This window comes from Pseudarthrobacter albicanus (assembly GCF_018224015.1).
GTDB lineage: Bacteria > Actinomycetota > Actinomycetes > Actinomycetales > Micrococcaceae > Arthrobacter > Arthrobacter albicanus.
In genome coordinates, this window is record NZ_JAGPOT010000017.1 from 1 (window position 1) to 20,377 (window position 20,377).

The 20,377-nt window shown below is 67.9% G+C and carries 16 protein-coding genes and 1 pseudogene; 10 read left to right on the plus strand and 7 right to left on the minus strand.

What is annotated here, in order from left to right; all coding sequences use genetic code 11:
- The first annotated feature begins 388 nt into the window (after positions 1-388).
- Both J9611_RS05450 and J9611_RS05455 read left to right on the plus strand, forming a co-directional pair.
- On the plus strand, positions 389-1,432 hold the full coding sequence (locus J9611_RS05450; RefSeq protein WP_372447763.1) for a M4 family metallopeptidase: 1,044 nt from the start codon (positions 389-391) through the stop codon (positions 1,430-1,432).
- 95 nt (positions 1,433-1,527) lie between these two features.
- Positions 1,528-1,875 carry a protealysin inhibitor emfourin gene (locus J9611_RS05455; protein WP_211878386.1) on the plus strand — a complete coding sequence of 116 codons (348 nt, stop codon included), beginning with the start codon at positions 1,528-1,530 and terminating at the stop codon, positions 1,873-1,875.
- 12 nt (positions 1,876-1,887) lie between these two features.
- Here J9611_RS05455 and J9611_RS05460 read toward each other — a convergent pair whose 3' ends face one another.
- The gene (locus J9611_RS05460; RefSeq protein WP_211878389.1) at positions 1,888-2,853 is read right to left on the minus strand and encodes a GlxA family transcriptional regulator; all 966 of its coding nucleotides are present in this window, start codon (positions 2,851-2,853) and stop codon (positions 1,888-1,890) included.
- Between the two features lie 81 nt (positions 2,854-2,934).
- On the opposite strand from J9611_RS05460, the gene J9611_RS05465 reads away from it, so the two are divergent.
- Positions 2,935-3,102 carry a hypothetical protein gene (locus J9611_RS05465; protein WP_211878391.1) on the plus strand — a complete coding sequence of 56 codons (168 nt, stop codon included), beginning with the start codon at positions 2,935-2,937 and terminating at the stop codon, positions 3,100-3,102.
- An 85-nt stretch (positions 3,103-3,187) separates the two neighbouring features.
- On the opposite strand, the pseudogene J9611_RS05470 reads toward J9611_RS05465, so the two are convergent.
- The 4 genes and pseudogenes from J9611_RS05470 to J9611_RS05485 form a co-directional block, all read right to left on the minus strand.
- A pseudogene (locus J9611_RS05470) lies at positions 3,188-3,808 on the minus strand (dioxygenase family protein); the annotation flags it as partial.
- Positions 3,809-3,853: 45 nt separating this feature from the next.
- Positions 3,854-4,936, minus strand: coding sequence for a DUF1648 domain-containing protein (locus J9611_RS05475; protein WP_211878395.1), 1,083 nt, complete (start codon positions 4,934-4,936; stop codon positions 3,854-3,856).
- Positions 4,933-5,325 carry a GntR family transcriptional regulator gene (locus tag J9611_RS05480; protein WP_211878397.1) on the minus strand — a complete coding sequence of 131 codons (393 nt, stop codon included), beginning with the start codon at positions 5,323-5,325 and terminating at the stop codon, positions 4,933-4,935. Before J9611_RS05480 ends, J9611_RS05475 begins: the two co-directional genes overlap by 4 nt.
- Positions 5,326-5,617: 292 nt before the next feature.
- Positions 5,618-6,064 carry a LysR family substrate-binding domain-containing protein gene (locus J9611_RS05485; protein ID WP_307857027.1) on the minus strand — a complete coding sequence of 149 codons (447 nt, stop codon included), beginning with the start codon at positions 6,062-6,064 and terminating at the stop codon, positions 5,618-5,620.
- 200 nt (positions 6,065-6,264) lie between these two features.
- Here J9611_RS05485 and benA point away from each other — a divergent pair, with 200 nt between their 5' ends.
- The 7 genes from benA (at position 6,265) to hrpA (ending at position 18,512) form a co-directional block, all read left to right on the plus strand.
- The gene (gene benA, locus J9611_RS05490) at positions 6,265-7,635 is read left to right on the plus strand and encodes a benzoate 1,2-dioxygenase large subunit (RefSeq protein ID WP_211878399.1); all 1,371 of its coding nucleotides are present in this window, start codon (positions 6,265-6,267) and stop codon (positions 7,633-7,635) included.
- Positions 7,636-7,662: 27 nt separating this feature from the next.
- On the plus strand, positions 7,663-8,202 hold the full coding sequence (gene benB, locus J9611_RS05495; RefSeq protein WP_211878401.1) for a benzoate 1,2-dioxygenase small subunit: 540 nt from the start codon (positions 7,663-7,665) through the stop codon (positions 8,200-8,202).
- Between the two features lie 14 nt (positions 8,203-8,216).
- On the plus strand, positions 8,217-9,305 hold the full coding sequence (gene benC, locus J9611_RS05500; RefSeq protein WP_211878403.1) for a benzoate 1,2-dioxygenase electron transfer component BenC: 1,089 nt from the start codon (positions 8,217-8,219) through the stop codon (positions 9,303-9,305).
- A complete protein-coding gene (locus J9611_RS05505) occupies positions 9,302-10,096 on the plus strand; it encodes a 1,6-dihydroxycyclohexa-2,4-diene-1-carboxylate dehydrogenase (RefSeq protein WP_211878405.1) in 795 nt (264 codons plus the stop codon). The genes benC and J9611_RS05505 overlap by 4 nt, the downstream gene beginning before the upstream one ends.
- 117 nt (positions 10,097-10,213) lie before the next feature.
- A complete protein-coding gene (locus J9611_RS05510; protein ID WP_211878407.1) occupies positions 10,214-11,623 on the plus strand; it encodes an MFS transporter in 1,410 nt (469 codons plus the stop codon).
- Positions 11,624-11,668: 45 nt separating this feature from the next.
- Positions 11,669-14,551 (plus strand): helix-turn-helix transcriptional regulator, encoded by a 2,883-nt coding sequence (locus J9611_RS05515; RefSeq protein WP_211878409.1) that lies wholly within the window; start codon positions 11,669-11,671, stop codon positions 14,549-14,551.
- A 13-nt stretch (positions 14,552-14,564) separates the two neighbouring features.
- Positions 14,565-18,512, plus strand: coding sequence for an ATP-dependent RNA helicase HrpA (gene hrpA / locus J9611_RS05520; protein ID WP_211878411.1), 3,948 nt, complete (start codon positions 14,565-14,567; stop codon positions 18,510-18,512).
- A 64-nt stretch (positions 18,513-18,576) separates the two neighbouring features.
- On the opposite strand, the gene J9611_RS05525 is transcribed toward hrpA, so the two are convergent.
- Both J9611_RS05525 and J9611_RS05530 read right to left on the minus strand, forming a co-directional pair.
- Positions 18,577-19,005 carry an HIT family protein gene (locus J9611_RS05525; protein WP_211878414.1) on the minus strand — a complete coding sequence of 143 codons (429 nt, stop codon included), beginning with the start codon at positions 19,003-19,005 and terminating at the stop codon, positions 18,577-18,579.
- On the minus strand, positions 19,002-20,174 hold the full coding sequence (locus tag J9611_RS05530) for an NAD(P)-dependent alcohol dehydrogenase (RefSeq protein WP_211878415.1): 1,173 nt from the start codon (positions 20,172-20,174) through the stop codon (positions 19,002-19,004). Before J9611_RS05530 ends, J9611_RS05525 begins: the two co-directional genes overlap by 4 nt.
- Positions 20,175-20,377: the final 203 nt, after the last annotated feature.

The window sequence follows — 20,377 nt, forward strand, 5'->3', positions numbered from 1 at the left end:
TCGACAGCACCTCCAACGCGGCACGCTGACCATCGGAGACCACCAAAGCAGGAGCTGGATTCGACATGCCCCCAGCTTAACGGAACACTCATAAACTATTTTGGAGACACACCACTAGGAGCCGGTCCGGACGCCAGGGCCAGGGCTGATCCTTTCCGGTGAAATATCGGGCTAACGTCGGATATTTCACTTTTTCACAAGCCCAGCTAGGCCCCGGCCGTTACGGGGCCAAAGCCGCGCCCCGCCAGGACCATCTCCTGCAAATAGTCGGCCACCCCTCGTAGGCTGTCCCTATCGGCAGCGGGGTTGCGGGCGGCCGGCGGCCGGCTCGACTCCGGATCGGCCGCCGCACCGCCCCGTGCCCCGCCGGAGCACTAAGGGGTCTCATATGTACTGTTCCATCGTCCCTCCATACATGTTGCGCCGGCTGGCAGCGCAGGACAGGCCGCATCTCCTCGAGGCTGCCGAGGCTGCCAGGAAGGCCCTGCGGCACGTCGAGAGCTTCCAGGCGTCCCGCGCCGTGCCATCACCGGCTGTTTCCCCGGGCATGCGCGAGCTGAAGCCGGGGCCACCCGAGCGAACCATCTACGACGCCAAGTCCCTGGAGAACCTACCGGGCAGCTTGGTCCGCAAGGAGGGGAAACCGCCCACCGGCGACGTCGCCGCCGATGAGGCCTACGACGGGCTGGGAGACACCCACAGGCTTTACGCGGAGGCCTTCGGCCGCAACTCCATCGACGGCAACGGACTCCCGCTCGATGCCACAGTCCACTACGGCGAACGCTATGACAACGCCTTCTGGGACGGACAGCAGATGGTCTTCGGCGACGGCGACGGCCAGATATTTCAACGGTTCACGAAGTCCCTGAGTGTGATCGGCCACGAGCTTACCCACGGCGTCACCCAGTATTCGGGGGGCCTGGTCTACCGGAACCAGGCTGGCGCGCTCAATGAGTCACTGTCCGACGTCTTCGGGGCACTCGTGGAGCAGTATGCGAAGCAGCAATCCACCACCGAGGCGAGCTGGCTCATCGGCGAGGGACTGTTCACGGACCAGGTCCAGGGCGCAGCCCTGCGTTCCATGAAGGCGCCGGGGACCGCCTACGACGACGACATCCTCGGCAAGGACCCGCAGCCGGACACGATGGATTCCTATGTGCGCACGAGCTCCGACAACGGGGGCGTGCACATCAATTCGGGCATCCCGAACCGTGCGTTCTGCCTGGTTGCCTTGGCTCTTGGCGGCAACGCCTGGGACGCGCCGGCCAGGATCTGGTACGAGACGCTGACCGGCGGAACGTTGAAGCCGAACGCCACGTTCGGCGCCTTTGCCAGGGCCACCGCAGCCTCGGCCAAGGAACTCTTCGGGGGCGGGTCCGCGGAGCATGACGCCGTGCGGTCGGCGTGGGAAACTGTGAAGGTAAGGCTCTGACCGGGTTGCCGCCGGTCCGCCGCACCGGCGGCCGACGGCGGCCAGGCACAGCATCCATTCCATGAAAATCACCGCCTGATGGAGATCACAGGCTCATGAAAATAACTGTCGAGCGCAGCGGCGGGTTTGCCGGGATGACGCGGACCTGGGCGGTCCAGACGGCGCCGCCGGACGACACCGACTGCTGGCAGCCCCTCATTGAGGCGTGCCCGTGGGACACCGTTCCGCCGCCGGGCCGGGCCGTGTCCGCCGGCCAGGCCGACCGCTTCACCTACAGCATCCGCGCCGGGCAGCGCCGGGCGACCCTTCCGGAACAGGCCCTGACGGGGCCGTGGCGGGACCTGGTCGAGCGCGCCAAGGCGGCCGCCGAGTCGGAGCAGGCCCCCGCCGGGTGGCCCGACGACCCGCCGTCGGACACCCCTGAAGCGGGGCCTGCGCAATAGCCCGGTCAAGGCTCAGACGGGGGCCAGATGCCCCCGGAAGGTGCGCCGGTAGGACTGCGGGCTGGTGTCCAGCGCCTTGGTGAAGTGGTGCCGCAGGAGAACCGTGTGGCCGAATCCGGATTCCCGGGCGACTTCGTCGATATTGAGCTCCGTGGTCTCCAGGAGTTCCTGCGCCCGCAGCACCCGCTGCGAATTGAGCCAGGCGGCGGGCGTTGCCCCCGTTTCCGACCGGAAGCGCCGCGCGAACGTCCGCGGCGACATATGGACGCGGGCCGCGAGCCCGTTGACCGGATGGTCCTTCTCCAGATGGCCGAGCATCCATTGCAGCAGTTCCTCCATGGGCTCCGAGCCGCAGCGCGGGACGGGACGGTCGATGTACTGTGCCTGGCCGCCGTCCCGGTGCGGGGGGACCACCATGTCCCGGGCAATGCCGGCGGCCACCTTCGCGCCGAACTCGAGCCGGATCAGGTGCAGGCAGGCGTCGATGCCGGCGGCCGTGCCCGCGCTCGTGATGATGCGGCCGTCCTGGACGTAGAGCACATTTTCGTCCACCAGCGCCGCGGGATACTTGGCCGCCAGCTCCTGTGAGTAGTGCCAGTGCGTCGTGCAACGCCGGCCGTCGAGCAGGCCTGCCCGCGCCAGGGCGAAAGCCCCGGAGCAGATGGACATGACCCAGGCCCCGCGCTCATGCGCCGCCCGGAGCACCTCCAGGACCGCCTCCGAGACGTCCTCATCCCGCCCGAACGGAGCCATGATGACAAGGTCCGCGTCCGCGGCGGCTTCCAGCCCCAGTCCCACTTGCATGGACAGGCCCGACTTCATCGGCACATCGCCCGGCTCCGGGGTGCAGACCCGGAAATCGAAGGCGGGGACGCCGCTTCCCCGAGCCGAGCGGTCGATACCGAACACCTCAAATGCGGTCCCGAACTCGAAGATCGAGAAGTTGGGGACCACGATCATGGCTACTGATGTGATCATGAATCCATTGTGGCAGAAATTAGATCTTTTTGGGCATTTCTGCCACTTTTTTTGGTTCCCGGAACGGAGAACCATGGAGGTATGGAATTCATCGGATTTGCCCTCATCATCCTCATCAGCGCCGCCGTCGCAGCCACCATCTCAGGCCTGCGCAACGATGGACGGGGCCATACCCCACCCGTCCGCTCGGAGAACGATTGGTCAGCCCTTGACCTGCCCAGCGTCAACTACACGCTGCGGATCTTCTGAGCCCAACCGGAACGTACAAGGGGCCGGCCCCGCCTGGGAATCCAGGCCGGGCCGGCCCCGTGAGGTGCCGGTGCGTGGCGCGATCTCAGCCGCGGACGGCGTCCAGCACGAAATCGTACGTGACCTCATTTCCGGCTGCACCGGCACGGGCCTGCGGGTGCAAGACAAGCTCAGGCTTGACCGCCGAGGCGATGTCATCGGACAGGTGCTGGTCGCCCTCGAAGTAAAGCTGCGCGGTGAGCAGCTGGCGGCCAGGAGCGGAGACCTTCAGGTGCAGGTGGGCCGGGCGCCAGGCGTGCCAGCTGGCGGCTGCGATCAGCTTGCCGCAGGCACCGTCGGCGGGGATCTGGTACGGGGCCGGCTGCACGGTGTTCAGCGCGAAGTTTCCCTGTGCATCGGCCACGACGGTGCCGCGGAGGTTCCACTCCGGCAGGCCCGGGGCGTACTGGGAGTAGAAACCGTTGTCATCGGCGTGCCAGATTTCCACGTGCGCACCGGCGAGCGGCGTCCCGTCAACGGCGCGGACCTGGCCCGGGAACAGCAGGGGAGTGCCGCTTTCGTCCGCACGCATCGGCAGGGTGGCCGGGGTCTCGAGGCTCGGCGAACCGGGCACGTAGTAGGGTCCCTCGATGGTGCCCTTGTTGCCTTCGCGGTCTTCCGTGGAGACCTCTTCGATCACGTGTTCGACCCAGACGTCAAGGAACAGCGACTTTGCGCAGGGACGGAAGTCCACTTGCGACGCGGGTCGTGGTCAGCCGCCAAAACGGAGGGTGATCAGCAGGCCGATCAGCGCGACCACGCCGGCCAGAAGCATTGCTGCCCTGGGATTGCCGAAGTTGAGCGTCCATCCCAGACCGAACCGGCGGGGAACCAGCAGCGCATGGTCTTCGGGGTTGATGTAGAACAGGCCGCCCCGCCAGTGCTTGTCGTCGTCCCGGTGGGTCAGGCCGGTGTCCTCCTCGCCCTCGTCCCGCTCGAGGTTGTGCCTGGCCAGGACCACGACGGCCACCACGACGCCGGTCAGGATCGGGAGCACGACCACCAGCGGCGCCCACGGCGTGACCGTCCCGGTCCATATCAGCAGCGATGATCCCAGCATCCCCAGGTCGATCATCGCGACCAGCCCGAGCAGCGCCTTGGCGCCCAGTGACATGTACTGGCGGTACCAGCGCGCGGAGCCGACCGGGTGTGCCGGGTCGATGTCGGGCCGGCTGCGGAAGATGGCCGCCGCGATACCCGCGAGCAGCGCGGTCACGCCGATCTGCACGAACACCAGAGAGAAGGCGGTCCCGACCGATTTGGCGGCCAACCGGTTGGGCACGCCCTTCGCGCCGTAGTGCACCGCGAGCATCTCGGGCATTGACGGGTAGCTGATCACGCCGATCGCCACCGTGGCGGCCGTGACGATCAGCGCCGGCGCCAGCCAGAGCCAGGGAAACCGCGGTGGATCGGTCCGCAGTCCGGTGTCCACCGCGATGCCTTGGTGCAGGCCCTCGTACCAGCCCCCGGCGGCCTTGGCGGCGCGGATCTCGTGGTTGGCCAGGAAGAAGCAGCCCCACCAGACGCCGTCGAGCACCAGCACCGACAACGGCAGCAGCAACGTTTCGCCGGTGATGCCGTAGATGACGACGCAGACACCGGCGGCGACGATCCCGCTGACGAGTACCCGCCATCGGTAGATGCGGGTCTGCCTGACCACCGCCGGGTCCTCGGCACGCTGGGCCGGTATCCGAACGCCGAAGGGCACGGCCGGGCTGGTGATCGAGGGCAGCACCAGGGCGAGTGCGAGCACCAGTGCTGACAACCCGGAGCTCAGGGCGATGGCAACGGTCATGGCGTGTCCTCTGGCTGCGTGGTACCGAATGAATCGAGTATCGACCGGCAGGTCTTGAGAACCTCGTCGGCCGGTAATCCTCTGGCGACGGCCTCGGCCAGCAGGGTCCGTGCCCTCGCGGTCCACTCCGCGGGGAACGGCGGGTCCGCGCCCGTCGGGGTCACCACCGCGCCGGTCTTGCGGTTGAGCCGGATCAGGCCCTGCTGGCGCAGGAGATCGTAGGCCTTGTTCACGGTGTGGAAGTTGATCCCGAAGTCCGCAGCGAGCGTCCTGGTGGCCGGCAACGAGCTGCCCTCGGCCAGCACGCCCTCGGCGATCGCCTCCACGATCCGGTCCCGAAGCTGCTGGTAGATCGGCACCTCGCTGGCCAGGTCGACGTTGAGGATCATCACTCCCACCTCCCGCCTTTGCTCTATAAGTTATAGAACAAATAGCGGCCGGCGGCAACGTCGAACCGTCCGGCCAACTACAGTGCTCAACTGGCCGGACGAAGTGCCCAAGTCCCACGCAGGGGCCGTCTAGGCCGAGCGCGACCGCATCATCGCAGAACGCGAGTCCCAGCCCTGAAAAGTAACCACGGCTGCCCAATAATCCTGCGTTCTCGAGAGCTATTCGTTCAAAAGCTACTCCGCAAACTACCGATACATTTGCCGTCCTCGCCCACGCCGATCAGCCACGCCTTCAAGGCAGGACGGCCACGCCCAGGCCCGCCGCCACGAGGGAGAGTTGGGTGGACGTCTTGGCTGATTCGTGGGCAATGCGCGGATGGAAACCGGCAGCCCGGCACGCCCGGATCACCGCATCATTGACCACCGACCGGGAGCCGGCGGTGTACATGATGAAATCCTCGATCCGCAGTTCACCGACGGCCACCGACTCCGTCGCGGCAAGCCGGTGGCCCTCCGGGAGTGCCACGACAAGCTGCTCGCGGGCTTCCAGCTGCCGGATCTGCTGGGACAACGGCGGCTGCGCCATCTGCAGCCGTTCGGCCGCCTGGCCGAAATGGCAGGTCTCCGCAGCCACCACGAAATAGCGCAGGTGCCGAAGTTCCAGGCTGCACCTGCTCCTTCCGGGCCTCTCGGTTCGTTGTTGGTTCAACAGCGTAGGGCCGTATTTGGTATTCAACACATAGGGAATTCGTCTTCTTTCAGACTTTCAGCGTCTGAATCGATGCCTAGGCGAGGCTAGGCAAATGCCTAGTGTGACGCGCACCACCCTCTGGCAGAGTTAAGGGCACTCACCATTGACCGACCGATCGTTCGGCGGTCCGCACGGGCAACGCAGCCCGTCACCCCGGGCAGCGAGGCCCGACACCGATAGGAGCCAACATGACCGAGACCCTGGCGGGCATCCGCGCCCAGCTTGACCAAGCCCTCGTGGAGGATCACGAAAACGGCATCTTCCGCGCGAACAGGAGCATCTTCACGGACGAAGACCTGTTTGACCTCGAAATGAAGCACATTTTCGAGGGCAACTGGGTGTACCTGGCGCACGACAGCCAGATCCCCAACGTGGGTGACTACTTCACCACGTACATCGGCCGCCAGCCGGTCATCATCTCCCGCGACAAGCAGGGTGGCCTGAACGCCCTGATCAACGCCTGCAGCCACCGCGGCGCGATGCTGTGCCGCCGCAAGACGGACAACCGCACCACGTTCACCTGCCCGTTCCATGGCTGGACCTTCAACAACACCGGCAAGCTGCTCAAGGTCAAGGATCCCCGCGACGCCGGCTACCCGGAGCAGTTCAACAAGGACGGCTCCCACGACCTCACCAAGGTGGCCCGGTTCGAGAGCTACCGGGGGTTCCTCTTCGGCAGCATCAACCCGGACGTGCTGCCGCTGGAGGAACACCTGGGCGAATCCACCAAGATCATCGACATGATCGTGGACCAGTCCCCCGACGGCCTGGAGGTGCTGCGCGGCGCGTCCACCTACACCTATGACGGCAACTGGAAGCTGCAGGCCGAGAACGGTGCCGACGGCTACCACGTGTCCGCGACGCACTGGAACTACGCGGCCACCACCTCACGCCGGACGACGGGCGAGTCCGCCAATGAAACCAAGAACATGGATGCGGGCGGCTGGGCCAAGCAGAAGGGCGGCTACTACTCCTTCGAGCACGGCCACCTGCTGCTCTGGACCGAGTGGCTGGACCCCAGCAACCGTCCGTTGTTCGACCGCCGCGACGAACTCGTGGCGAAGTACGGGGAGGCAAAGGCGGACTGGATGATCAACATCTCCCGCAACCTCCTCCTGTACCCCAACGTGTACCTGATGGACCAGTTCGGCTCGCAGATCCGCCACTTCCGCCCCATCTCCGTGGACAAGACCGAGGTCACCATCTACTGCATAGCCCCCAAGGGCGAGTCCGATGAGAACCGCGCCAACCGCATCCGCCAGTACGAGGACTTCTTCAATGCCTCCGGCATGGCCACCCCGGATGACCTCGAGGAGTTCCGGTCCTGCCAGAAAACCTACCTCGCCACCGCCGCCAAGTGGAACGACCTCAGCCGCGGAGCGATGCACCAGATCCAGGGCCCCAACGAGAACGCCGACAAGATCGGCCTCAAGCCGATCTCCAGCGGCGCCCGCACCGAGGACGAAGGCCTGTACGGCGTCCACCACGGCTACTGGGTGGAAGCCATGCGCAAGGCGGCAGCCGCCGAAGAAGAAGCCCAAGCCGCCGCACAGAACTAGGCCCCTACCGAGCCTGAGGAGAACACCATGACAGAGATAATCAACATCGGAGCCCAGGACGCTGCAGCGCCGGCCGGCGCCGTCACCCTGGAAGATATCCGGCAGTTCCTGTACCGCGAATCGCGGTTCCTGGATGACCGGGACTTTGACCGCTGGCTGGACTGCTACCACCCGGACGCCGAGTTCTGGATGCCGGCCTGGGCCGACGACGACCAGCTCACCAGCGACCCCCAGCGCGAAATCTCGCTGATCTACTACGCCAACCGCGGCGGCCTCGAGGACCGGGTGTTCCGCATCAAGACCGACCGCTCCAGCGCCACCAGCCTGCCCGAACCGCGCACCGGGCACAACATCACCAACGTCGAGATCGTCGAGGCCCGCGGCGCCGTCGTGGATATCCGGTTCAACTGGTTCACCCTGTACTACCGCTACCAGAACATCGACCCCTACTTCGGGACCTCGTTCTACACCATCGACTTCTCCGGCACGCAGCCGGTCATCACGAAGAAAAAAGTCGTCCTCAAGAACGACTACATCCACCACATCGTGGACATCTACCACATCTGAAAAGAGCAATTCACATGACGTATCAGGTTGCCCTGAGCTTCGAAGACGGCGTGACGAGTTTCGTCACGGTCAATGGCTATGAAACCGTGGCCGACGCCGCCTACAAGTCCCGCATCAACATCCCCTTCGACTGCCGCGACGGCGCCTGCGGGACGTGCAAGGCGTTCTGCGAGTCCGGCACGTACGACGGGGGCGATTACATCGATGAGGCCCTCACCGACGAGGAAGCCGAGAAGGGCTTCTGCCTGCCCTGCCAGATGACGCCCCAGAGCGATCTGGTGCTGCAGATCTCGGGCACGTCCGAGATGGCCAAGGTGACCGCCAAGACCTACAAGGCGGCGGTCCAGGATCTCCGCTGGCTCTCCGACAACACCGCGGCGCTGTCACTGCGGATCCAGGACCGCGGAACGCTGCAATTCCTCCCGGGCCAGTACATGAACCTGGCGGTCCCCGGGACGGACGCCGTCCGTTCCTACTCCTTCAGCAGCGGACCGGCGCTGGAGGAGCTGGCATTCCTGATCCGCACGGCCCCCGACGGCGCCATGACCGGCTACCTGAAGGACGCCGCCGCCGGGGACGAGCTGGAACTGACCGGCCCGATGGGGAGCTTCTTCCTGCGGGACGTCAAGCGTCCCGTGCTCATGCTGGCAGGCGGCACCGGCATCGCACCCCTGCTGGCCATGCTGGAAACAATCGCCACCACCCCACAAGGCCATCCCCTGCATCCGATCCACCTGGTCTACGGCGTGACCTTCGACAAGGACCTTGTCGAACTGGACAAGCTGGAGCACTATGCCGGCGTGATCGACCAGTTCACGTTCGATTACTGCGTGGCCGACAAGGACAGCACCGCGGAGAAAAAGGGCTACGTCACCCAGCACATCACCGGGACGATGCTCAACGACGGGGACGTGGACGTCTACCTCTGCGGCCCTCCGGCCATGGTGGACGCCGTCCGCGGCTATTGGGCAGAGCAGGGCATCACCCCCGAGAATTTCTACTACGAACGCTTCGCTGTCGGCTCCACCAGCTCGGTCAAGGAAACGGTGGAGGAACACGAGGGCCAGCGCACCTACGCCGAGGTCTCCGGGGACAACCATTGAGCCGATTCATCTCACCGAAGAGATTTGAGGGCAAGGTCGTCGTCGTCACCGGAGCGGCGCAGGGCATCGGCCGCGCCGTTGCCGAGCGCGTCGCTGCAGAAGGAGCAGACACGGTCCTGGTGGACCGCGCCGAACTGGTCCATGAAACCGCCGCCGAACTTGCGGCGGACGGCGCATCCGCGTTCGCCGTCACCGCGGACCTTGAGCAATATGACGGGGCCAGCGCCGCCATCGACGCGGCGCTGGCCCGGCACGGCCGGATCGACGTCCTGATCAACAACGTGGGCGGCACCATCTGGGCCAAGCCCTTTGAACACTACGAACCCGAAGAAATAAGCAAGGAAATCCAGCGCTCCCTGTTCCCGACGCTCTGGACCTGCCGCGCGGTCCTGCCGCACATGATCAGCCGGCGGGGCGGCGTGATCGTCAATGTCTCCTCGGTCGCCACGCGCGGCGTCAACCGGGTTCCCTATGCGGCGGCCAAAGGCGGCGTGAAAGCCATCACCGCCGCCCTCGCCCTCGAGGCCGCGCCGTACGGGATCCGCGTGGTGGCCACGGCACCGGGCGGGACGGAAGCTCCGCCCCGCCAGGTGGTCCGCGGCCCCCAGCCCGAAGGGGCGGAGGAAAAGGCCTGGTACCAGCAGATCGTGGACCAGACCCTCGATTCCTCGCTCATGAAGCGGTACGGCACCCTCGAAGAACAGGCCGGTCCCATCGCGTTCCTCGCCTCCGACGAGGCCTCCTACATCACCGGCAGCGTCCTCGCCGTCGCCGGCGGCGACCTGGGCTGAGCAACCGCCACCGCGGACGTCCAGCCACCGGGGATTCCCGGCCCCAGCTCAACCCCCAGCTCAACCCTGCCCACCCCACCCTGCCGCAATGACGCGGCCCAGGCACCGGAGCCACCTATGAACGCTCTACCCGCATCCACGGATGCAACCCGCAAGAAGACCCTCCGCTGGGTGATGGCCATTGCGGCCGCCGCCCTGCTCTTTGACGGCTACGACCTCGTCGTCTACGGGACCGTTGTCCCGTCCCTGCTGCGCGACCCCAGCCAGTTGGGTGCCCTGGACGCGGCCCAGGCCGGCGTCCTGGGAAGCTACGCCCTGATGGGCGTCATGGTCGGCGCGCTCACCGCCGGCGCCGTGGGTGACTTTCTCGGCCGCCGGAAGCTCATGCTCATCAATATCGTCTGGTTTTCGGTGGGCATGGCGTTGACGTCCATGGCTACCAGCATCCCGGCGTTCGGCTTCCAGCGCTTCCTGACCGGGATCGGCGTCGGTGCCCTCGTCGCGACGGCCGGCGCCGTCGTCGCCGAATTCGCCCCCGCCGGCAAGCGCAACTTCTACAATGCCCTTGTCTACTCGGGTGTGCCCGCCGGAGGACTGCTCGCGTCCCTGCTGGCCATTGTGCTGAACGGCGTGACAGATTGGCGTGGCCTCTTCATCATCGGCGCGCTTCCCCTCGTCATCCTCTTTCCCTTGGCCTTGCTGAAGCTGCCGGAGTCTCCCCGGTGGCTGCTGGCCCGCGGCCGCACCGAGCAGGCCCTCCAGCTCTCGATCACGACCGGTATTCCGCTGGAGGACGGCACGCCCGACGCCGGCACGACGTCCGTGCGTTCCCGTACCTCAGAGCAGCCTCCGCCAGCGGCAAGAAAGGACGGCCGTCCGCTCGCCGGTTTCGCGGCGCTCGCCTCCGGCAACTACCGCACGCCCACGATCCTGCTGGGCCTGATGAGCTTCTGCGGCCTGCTGCTGACCTACGGCCTGAACACCTGGCTCCCTGAAATCATGGGACAGCACGGTTACGGGAAGACCTATTCGCTGACATTCCTTCTGGCCCTGAACGGCGGCGCCGTGATCGGCGGCCTCGTCGCTTCGCGGAGCGCAGACAGGTTCGGACCCCGGGCCATTATTTCCACGACGTTTGTTATCGCAGCGGCCGCCCTGGTCCTGCTGACAGTCGACTTCCCGTTCGCGGTGCTGCTGACCGCCGTCGCTTTCGCCGGAGTGGGCAGCCTGGGAACCCAGGTGCTCGTGTACGGGTTCGTGTCCAACTACTACCCGACGCCGGCACGTGCGGCAGGCGTCGCCTGGTGCGCAGGCTTCGGCCGCCTCGGCGGCATCGTTGGGCCGCTGGCCGGCGGGTTCCTGATCAGCGCCAAGGCACCCAGCAATGTGGCGTTTGTGGTATTTGCCGCCGTGGCGCTGGCGGGTGGGCTCGTCACCTTCTTCGTCCGCAGGCACCGGGCGTCCACTGCACCGGATGCTGCACCGCTCGCAGCAGCGGACGAGGCGCCGGCAACCGCCCAACTGTAATGCCGCTCCCCGTGGCGATGAGTCCGTCCGCTACTGTTGGGAACCATGCCTGACAACGACGCCAGAGGACTCCATTACGCACGGACCGCGCAGGCCCAGCAGTTGCTGGGCCTGCTGCGGTCCGCTAGAACGGCCCGGCCCGCGCTGGCTGTCATCAGCGGCGGCGCAGGCATGGGCAAGACGGCCCTGGTGGAGAGCTTCCTCGAGTCCGACGCAGCCCGTGAAGACACCCTCATCCTGCGGGCCGCCGGCGCTGCGTGGGAGCAACAGCTGGAATTCGGCGTTCTGGAACAACTGCTCGCGAAGTGCCCGGACGGGACGGCGGGCGCCGGATGGCCCGGGCCGGGAGGCAGCCCGGCCGGCACCCTTCGGGCCAGCGGCGAAACCCTTCTGGCGGTCCTGGACAGCCTGGCCGGCCAGGACACCACCCTGATCCTCTGGCTGGACAACGTCCAGCTGGCGGACGTCCCGTCCCTGCAGGCGCTCCTGTACGCGCTCCGCCGGGTGGGCCCGCTGGCACTGTTGACCATCCTGTGCGTCGATCCCGGGCCCGGCGGACCGGCTTCCGGACTCGCCGACCTTTTCGGCATCCCCGGCGCCGCGGCGATCAGGCTTGGACCGCTGACGCCGGATGACGTGCTGGCAATGTGGCGCGGTGCCCCCGGCCCCGGCCTCACGGCGTCGGGCGCCCGGGCTTTGGTGGACCACACCGGCGGCAACCCGGCACTGATCCGGCCCCTCCTGGAGCAGTTCCCGGTGTCGGCCTGGTCGGAGGGCCCTGACACCTTGCCCGCACCCGCGGACTATGTCGCTTCGATCACCTCGTGCCTGAACGGACTCCCGCCGGACGGCGCTGCCCTTACCGAGGCGGCGGCCGTACTGGGCGTCCGATCGCCGCTTGCCCTGGCCGCGGAGCTGGCCGGCATCACCGACGTCGTGGCTGCCGTGGATTCCGCGCACACTGCCGGCCTGCTTCGCGTCAGCACGGCCGGACCGGAAACGATGCTGCAGTTCCCGTTGCCTGTCCTCCGGTCCGCGGTTTACCAGCATCTCGGGCCGGCCCGCCGGGCGGCCCTGCATACCGCGGCCGCCGCCATCCTGCCCGCCCCGGCCCAGCGGCTGAACCATCGTGCCGCCGCTGCCCTGCTCCCTGACGCCGCCCTCGCCGGTGAACTTGAGGAGACCGCCGAGGGATTCGCCTCGGCGGGCGCCTGGCACCGGGCGGCGGATGCCTATGCCACGGCGGCACGCCTGAATCCCTGGGCGCCGGCGCGTGAATTGCTCCTCGTCAAGGCCGTCGACGCCATGGTGGGCGCCGGCGAACTCCCCCGTGCCGTGGCGGCGCTTGATGCCCTGGACTCTTTCGCGCCCAGTCCGCGGACCGACGCCGTCCGCGGCTACCTTGCCGTTCTCCGGGGGCGCCCTGCGCAGGCGGACGCACTGCTCCAGAAGGCGTGGACCAGCGTCGACCCTGCCACCGACGCCGGGACGGCTGCCCGGATCTGCCAGCGGCAGGTCCTGCACGCCCTGGCCCGCTTCCACGGACCGGACCTCGTTTCCTGGGCGGAGCGGGCCAGACGCCTGGCTGCACCCGGCAGCCCGCCGGCGGTGGAGGCGCAGGCCATCGAAGGGCTGGGCCTGGGCGCCATGGGCCGTTACGCCGAGGCCGTGAAGAGTTACCAGGCCGCGGACCGCCTGCCGGAACGGAGCGCACAGCACCAGCGCATCGACATGGGCAAGGGCTGGCTCCATCTGGCCATGGACCGGGTGGAGGAAGCCCGGGCCGAGCTGGCCGGAGCCGTCCCGACGGAGTTCGCCCACGGTTCGCAGCGCATCTCGCTGTGGGCGCAAGGGTGGCTGGCCAGGACGGACTTCGCGCTGGGAGCCTGGGACGACGCCCTGACGACGGTGGAGCACGCGGTTGCCATGCAGGAGGAGTCCGGAGTCGAACTCACGCGGCCGCTGCTGCACTGGAGCGGAGCCCAGATCCACGCCCTCCGCGGGAATTGGGACGCAGCCGCCCACCATTTGGAACGCGGCGCTGCCGCGAGCGACAGCTACGCCACCATGCTGTTGCCCTTTTGCCTGGCGCAGGCCCAGGTCGCCGAGACGAGGGCCGACTACGACGGCGTCATCCGCGCGTTGATACCGGTGCTGCGGATGCAGCGCGACAACGGGATCGACGAACCGGGGTTCTGGCCGTGGCAGGACCACTACGCCAACGCCCTGGTGATGGTGGGCCGCGTGGCGGAAGCCGATGCCTTCCTTGTCCCGCACGAGCACCTGGCGGCGCGCCGCCGGCACCGGTCCACGCTTGCACGCCTCGCCTACGTCCGCGGCCGGATCCAGGCAGCCGCCGGAGATCTGGACGCGGCCCGCACCAGCTTCCAGGGCGGCCTCGCCCAGCTCGACAGCCTTCCCCTGCCGTTCGCGCGCGCCCGGGTTAAGTTTGCCTACGGCCAGTCCTTCCGCCGCGCCGGGAAACGCCGGGAGGCCGCCGCCATCCTGGCCGAAGCACGCGAGCTGTTTGCGGTATTGGGTGCCCGGGCCTATGTGGAGCGGTGCTCACGTGAAATACGGGCGAGCGGCGTCAGCACGGCAGGCACCTCCGGCCAGGCAGGAAACGGCCAGGCAGGAACCGGCCACGCCGGAAACGTCGACGCTGGAACCGGCCGGGCGGACCCGGGGGCCCCTGCCGGCCCCGACGACCTTACCGAGCAGGAAAAGGCGGTAGCCGCGCTCGTCGCCTCCGGGCTGAGCAACAAGGAGGCCGCGGCGGAGCTCTACGTCTCCGTGAAGACCGTCCAGTACCACCTCACCCGGATTTACGCCAAGCTCCGGGTCACCTCCCGCTCGGGTCTGGCCGCCATCTACGTCGGTAAACGATCCGACACCGCGGAACGGACAGCCCAGGCCCGCCCCCAGTAGACTGGGTCCAGCCATGACACTGCATATTTCCTACCCCGCCGAGCTGCCGGTCTCCGAGCGCCGCGAAGACCTGATGGCAGCCATCGCGGCCAACCAGGTGACCATCATCGCCGGCGAGACCGGCTCCGGCAAGACCACCCAGATCCCCAAGATGTGCCTGGAACTGGGCTTGGGCGAGGGCGGCCTGATCGGGCACACCCAGCCGCGCCGGCTCGCCGCCCGCACCGTCGCCGAACGCATCGCCGAGGAACTCGGCGTCGAGATCGGCCAGGAAGTCGGCTTCCAGGTCCGCTTCACCGGCGAGGTCGGCCGCAACACCAGGATCAAGCTCATGACCGACGGCATCCTGCTGGCGGAAATCCGGCGCGACAAGCTCCTGCGCAAATACAACGCCATCATCATCGACGAGGCCCACGAGCGCAGCCTCAACATCGACTTCATCCTCGGCTACCTCAAGCGGATCCTGCCGCAGCGGCCGGACCTGAAGATCATCATCACCTCGGCCACCATTGATCCGCAGCGCTTCGCCAGGCACTTCGGCACCGAGGAAGAACCGTCGCCGATCATCGAGGTCTCCGGCCGCACCTATCCGGTCGAAATCCGCTACCGCCCGCTCTCCCAGCCGGCCGGCGGCGCCCCCACCGGCGACGATGCCAGCGACGACGGCGTAGCTGCCTCCGACGACGAACTCGAGGAGGACCGCGACCCCCTCGACGCCGTGTGCGACGCCGTCGACGAACTCGCCCTCGAAGCCCCGGGCGACATCCTGGTCTTTTTCTCCGGCGAGCGCGAGATCCGGGACGCGGCCGAGGCGCTGGCCGCCCGGATCCAGAGCAACCGCCGGCTGGCCGGCACGGAGATCCTGCCCCTGTTCGCCCGGCTGAGCCTGCAGGAACAGCACAAGGTCTTCCACCCGGGCAGCAAGCGCCGGATCGTGCTGGCCACCAACGTCGCAGAAACCTCCCTCACCGTGCCCGGCATCAAGTACGTCATCGACACCGGCACCGCGCGCATCTCGCGCTACTCACACCGCACCAAGGTCCAGCGCCTGCCGATCGAGCGGGTCTCGCAGGCCTCCGCCAACCAGCGCTCCGGCCGCTGCGGCCGCGTGTCCGACGGCATCGCGATCAGGCTTTACGCGGAAGAGGATTTCGAGTCCCGTCCGCCGTTCACCGACCCAGAGATCCTGCGCACCAACCTGGCCGCCGTCATCCTGCAGATGACCGCCATGGGCGTGGCCCGCGGGCCCAAGGACGTGGAAAACTTCCCGTTTGTGGAGCCCCCGGACTCCCGCGCCATCAACGACGGCGTCAGCCTCCTCCGCGAACTCGGCGCCCTGCGTCCGGCCGGTACAGGCGACGGCGGCGGGCTGACCGCCGTCGGGCAGCAGCTTGCCCAGCTGCCCGTGGACCCGCGGCTCGGCCGGATGATCGTGGAATCCGGCAGGCGCGGCTGCGTCCGCGAGGTCATGATCCTGGCGGCGGCGCTCACCATCCAGGACCCGCGGGAACGCCCGACGGACAAGCAGCAGCTCGCGGCCGAAAAGCATGCGCGCTTCCGGGACGAGAACTCGGACTTCACCGGGTTCCTGAACCTCTGGAACTACCTCCAGGAGAAGCAGCAGGAGCTCTCCTCCACCGCGTTCCGCCGGCTGTGCCGCAACGAGTTCATCAACTACCTCCGCGTGCGCGAATGGCAGGACCTGTTCGGCCAGCTCCGCCAGCTCGCCCGCCCGCTGGGCATTGCCCTGGACAACAACCGGCTGACGGACCCCGTGGGCCACCACGAGGGCATCCACATCAGCCTGCTCGCGGGCCTGCTGAGCCACATCGGCATCCTCGACGAGCGCAAGCGCGAGTACGCCGGCGCCCGCGGCAGCCGCTTCGCGATCTTCCCCGGCTCGGCCTTGTTCAAGAAGTCCCCCACCTTCGTCATGGCGGCCGAACTGGTCGAGACCAGCCGGCTCTGGGCCCGCGTGGCCGCGAAATTCGATCCGCTCTGGGTGGAGCAGGTGGCGCCGGACCTGGTCAAGCGCAGCTACAGCGAACCGCACTGGTCCAAGAAAATGGGCTCGGTGATGGCCCATGAAAAGGTCACCCTGTACGGGGTGCCCATCATCCCCAGCCGGCGCATCAACTACGGCAAGGTGGATCCGGAGCTGTGCCGCGAGCTGTTCATCCGGCACGCCCTCGTGGAAGGCGACTGGCAGACCCACCACAAGTTCTTCCACCGCAACCGTGCCCTGCTCCACGAGGTCGAGGAGCTCGAGGCCCGGATGCGCCGCCGGGACATCCTGGTGGACGACGAGACGCTCTTCGAGTTCTACGACGCCCGGATCGGCCCGGACGTCGTCTCCGAACGGCACTTCGACAAGTGGTGGAAAGAAGCCCGGCAGCAGGATCCCACGCTGCTCGACTTCGACCAGTCGCTGCTGATCAGCGATGGCGCGGACGCCCTGGATGATTCGGCGTACCCCAGGACCCTCCTGCACAAGGGCTTCGAGCTGCCGCTGAGCTACGAGTTCCACCCCGTGGCGCCCGGCTCCCCGCCCAACCCCTCGGACGGCGTCACCGCCGAGGTCCCGGTGCTGTTCCTGAACCAGCTCGACGACGCCGCGTTCCGCTGGCTGATCCCCGGCCAGCGGGTGGAACTCGTGACCGCCCTGATCAAGTCGCTGCCCAAGCAGGTGCGCAAGAACTTCGTGCCGGCACCGGATGTGGCCCGGCAGGCCGTGGCGGCCCTCGAGGCCGGCTTCGATCCCGCCGCCGATGCCCTCGAGGCCTCCCTGGAGCTCGTGCTGCGCCGGATCCGCGGGCAAGTCATCCCGCCCGGTTCCTGGAACTGGGACGCCGTTCCCCCGCACCTGCGGGTCAGCTTCCGGGTGGTGGACTCCCAGGGCAGGGTCCTGGATGAGGGCAAGGACCTGTCCGGGCTGCAGGAACGCCTGGCACCGGCCACCCGCCGCGCGATCGCCGAATCCCTCGGCGCCACCCCCGGGACGACGGCGCCGAAGTCACCGGCCCGGACGGGGAAGGCTTCCGGCAACGGCGCCGCCCCGGACGCGGCCGCCGCGAGCTCTCCTGCGGGCTTCACCGAGAAGTCCGGGCTCACCGGATGGTCCTTCGGAACGGTGCAGCGCCAGGTCCAGGGCACCGTGAAGGGCCACACCGTCACCGGCTATCCGGCCCTGGTCGATGAGGGCAGCTCCGTGGCCCTGCGGCTTTTCCAGACCTCCTCCGAACAGGAACAGGCCATGCGCGGCGGCGTCATCCGCCTGCTCGCCCTCAAGGTTCCGCCGCCGGACCGCTACGTCCTGGAACACCTGAACAACACCGAAAAGCTGACATTCAGCCAGAACCCGCACGGCTCCGTCTCGGCCCTGATCGCGGACTGCGCCCTGGCCGCCATCGACAAACTCACCCCGGCCGGGCTGCCCTGGGACGAGGCGTCCTTCAAGGCCCTCTACGAGCAGGTCCGGGCCGAGCTGATCGACACAGTCTTCACCGTCACGGCCGTCGTCGAACGCATCCTCGCCAGCACCCGCCGGATCGAAAAGCAGCTCAAGGGCACCACCAGCCTGGCGCTGATCAGTGCGCTCAATGACATCAGGAGCCAGCTGCAGCAGCTCGTCTACCCCGGTTTCGTGGCACGCACGGGCTACGCCCAGCTCAGCCAGCTGCCGCGCTACCTCGCCGCGATCGAGAAGCGCCTCGAGAAGCTCCCCGGCAACGTCGCGCGCGACGCCCTGAACCTGGCCGCCGTGCAGGCCCTTGAGGATGACTACGACGACGCCGTGTCGGCCCTGCTGCCCGGACGGCGGGCCGGGACCGAGCTCGGCCAGGTCCGCTGGATGATCGAGGAACTCCGGGTGAGCCTGTTCGCCGTCGAACTGGGAACCGCCTATTCGGTCTCCGAAAAGCGGATCCGCGCGGTGCTGAACAAGGCGCTGGCGCCGGCCTGACGCCAGGCGGGGGCCTCCCGGCCGGCGCCGGTTCCTTCATCGTTGTGTAGGACGCCGTCCGGGCTCAGGCGCCGGGGACGTGCGCCGCGTAGCCGGCGTCGCGGAGGCCCCCGCGGAGCTTCTCCGCGTTGGCATCCAGTTTCGCGGGCTCGGGGTGCTGGTCCGCGGACCCGAAGTCGAAGTCCGCCATCGAGTTCGAGGGCCACACGTGCACGTGCAGGTGGTTGATCTCGTAGCCGGCCACGATCAGTCCGGCCCGCGCGGCGTCGAACACGTCCACCTGGACGGCGCCGATCTTCCGGGCCACCTCCATGACCCGGCCCAGCAGTTCAGGGGAGGCATCCGTCCAGCGGTCCACTTCCTCGGTCGGGACCACCAGGGTGTGGCCGTCGGCGAGCGGGCCGGCCGTCAGGAACGCCACGACGTCGTCCTCGCGCCAGACGAAACGGCCGGGGATCTCGCCCTTGATGATCCTGGTGAATAGCGTGCTCATGCGTCGGCCCTTTCCGTAGGTGACCCCAGGGTGCTGGTGTCCAAAACAAAACGGTACTTCACGTCGCCGGCGACCATGCGGTCATAGGCCTCGTTGAGCTGGTCCGCCCGGACCATCTCGACGTCGGAGACGACGCCGTGTTCGGCGCAGAAATCCAGCAGCTCCTGGGTCTCGGCGATCCCGCCGATCAGGGAGCCCGCGTAGGCGATCCTGCGCCCGATGAGCGCGCCCGGGTTCACCGGCGGCATGGCCTCGGAGGGCAGGCCCAGCTGGAACAGTGCACCGTCCACGCGCAGGGTGCGGAAGTACGGGTTGAGGTCGTGCGGCGCGGCGACGGTGTCGATGATGACGTCGATGCTGCGGTCAGCGGCCGCCATGGCGGCGGCGTCGCGGGAGAGGATGACGTCATCCGCGCCGAGTGCGCGGGCCGCGGCAATCTTGGACTCGGAGGTGGTGAAGACCTTCACTTCCGCGCCCATCGCCTTGGCGAGCTTCACGGCCATGTGGCCCAGGCCGCCCAGGCCGACGACGCCGACGACGTCGCCCTCCTCGACGTCGAAGTGGCGCAGCGGGGAGAACGTGGTGACGCCGGCGCAGAGCAGCGGCGCGGCCGCGGCGGGGTCCAGGCTCTCCGGGACCCGCAGCACGTAGCGGCGGTCCACCACGATGGAGGTGGAGTAGCCGCCCTGGGTGATCGCATCGCCGTTGCGGGCGTCCTTGGCGCCGTACGTTCCGGTCATGCCGTTCTCGCAGTACTGCTCCAGTCCGTCCAGGCAGCTCTCGCACTCGCGGCAGGAATCCACCAGGCAGCCGACGCCGACCCTGTCGCCGGGGGCGAAGCCGTCCACGGCGGATCCCACCCGGCTGACGCGGCCGACGATTTCGTGGCCGGGCACCAGCGGGTAGTTCTGGGTTCCCCATTCGCCCCGGGTGGCGTGGACGTCCGAGTGGCACAGCCCGCAGAACTCGATGGCGATCTCGACGTCGTCGTCGTTCGGCGCGCGCCGGGCGACGGTCAGCGGCACGAGTCCGCTGCCGTCGGACGTTGCGCCGTAGGCGGCGGCAAGGGAGGCTCCGGTGGCAAGCCGGGCGCCGGTGGCGGGTCCGGCGCCGTTGACGTCGGGCAGCGGCTTGGCAAGGGGCGGCGGTACGGGGCGTCCAGGAGTCATCCCTCGACGCTACCCCCGGTCCCGGCAACTGTTCCAATCAGAAGCGGCCGCTGCGGCAGGCCCATCCACGACCTGGCTGGACCAGCAGGCATGACCGCCTCGCCGGACTGATGCGTCGCTGACCGTTTCCGGCACGATGGCCCTATAGGCTGTGAATGCATCTCTCGCAGAGGTTCTGTGGGGAGTTACCGATTGGGGCAGAG

Coding starts and splice junctions, on each gene's coding strand:
- J9611_RS05450 (WP_372447763.1), top strand. CDS start 389: ATGTACTGTTCCATCGTCCCTCCATACATGTTGCGCCGGCTGGCAGCG.
- J9611_RS05455 (WP_211878386.1), top strand. CDS start 1,528: ATGAAAATAACTGTCGAGCGCAGCGGCGGGTTTGCCGGGATGACGCGG.
- J9611_RS05460 (WP_211878389.1), bottom strand. CDS start 2,853: ATGATCACATCAGTAGCCATGATCGTGGTCCCCAACTTCTCGATCTTC.
- J9611_RS05465 (WP_211878391.1), top strand. CDS start 2,935: ATGGAATTCATCGGATTTGCCCTCATCATCCTCATCAGCGCCGCCGTC.
- J9611_RS05475 (WP_211878395.1), bottom strand. CDS start 4,936: ATGACCGTTGCCATCGCCCTGAGCTCCGGGTTGTCAGCACTGGTGCTC.
- J9611_RS05480 (WP_211878397.1), bottom strand. CDS start 5,325: ATGATCCTCAACGTCGACCTGGCCAGCGAGGTGCCGATCTACCAGCAG.
- benA (WP_211878399.1), top strand. CDS start 6,265: ATGACCGAGACCCTGGCGGGCATCCGCGCCCAGCTTGACCAAGCCCTC.
- benB (WP_211878401.1), top strand. CDS start 7,663: ATGACAGAGATAATCAACATCGGAGCCCAGGACGCTGCAGCGCCGGCC.
- benC (WP_211878403.1), top strand. CDS start 8,217: ATGACGTATCAGGTTGCCCTGAGCTTCGAAGACGGCGTGACGAGTTTC.
- J9611_RS05510 (WP_211878407.1), top strand. CDS start 10,214: ATGAACGCTCTACCCGCATCCACGGATGCAACCCGCAAGAAGACCCTC.
- J9611_RS05515 (WP_211878409.1), top strand. CDS start 11,669: ATGCCTGACAACGACGCCAGAGGACTCCATTACGCACGGACCGCGCAG.
- hrpA (WP_211878411.1), top strand. CDS start 14,565: ATGACACTGCATATTTCCTACCCCGCCGAGCTGCCGGTCTCCGAGCGC.
- J9611_RS05525 (WP_211878414.1), bottom strand. CDS start 19,005: ATGAGCACGCTATTCACCAGGATCATCAAGGGCGAGATCCCCGGCCGT.
- J9611_RS05530 (WP_211878415.1), bottom strand. CDS start 20,174: ATGACTCCTGGACGCCCCGTACCGCCGCCCCTTGCCAAGCCGCTGCCC.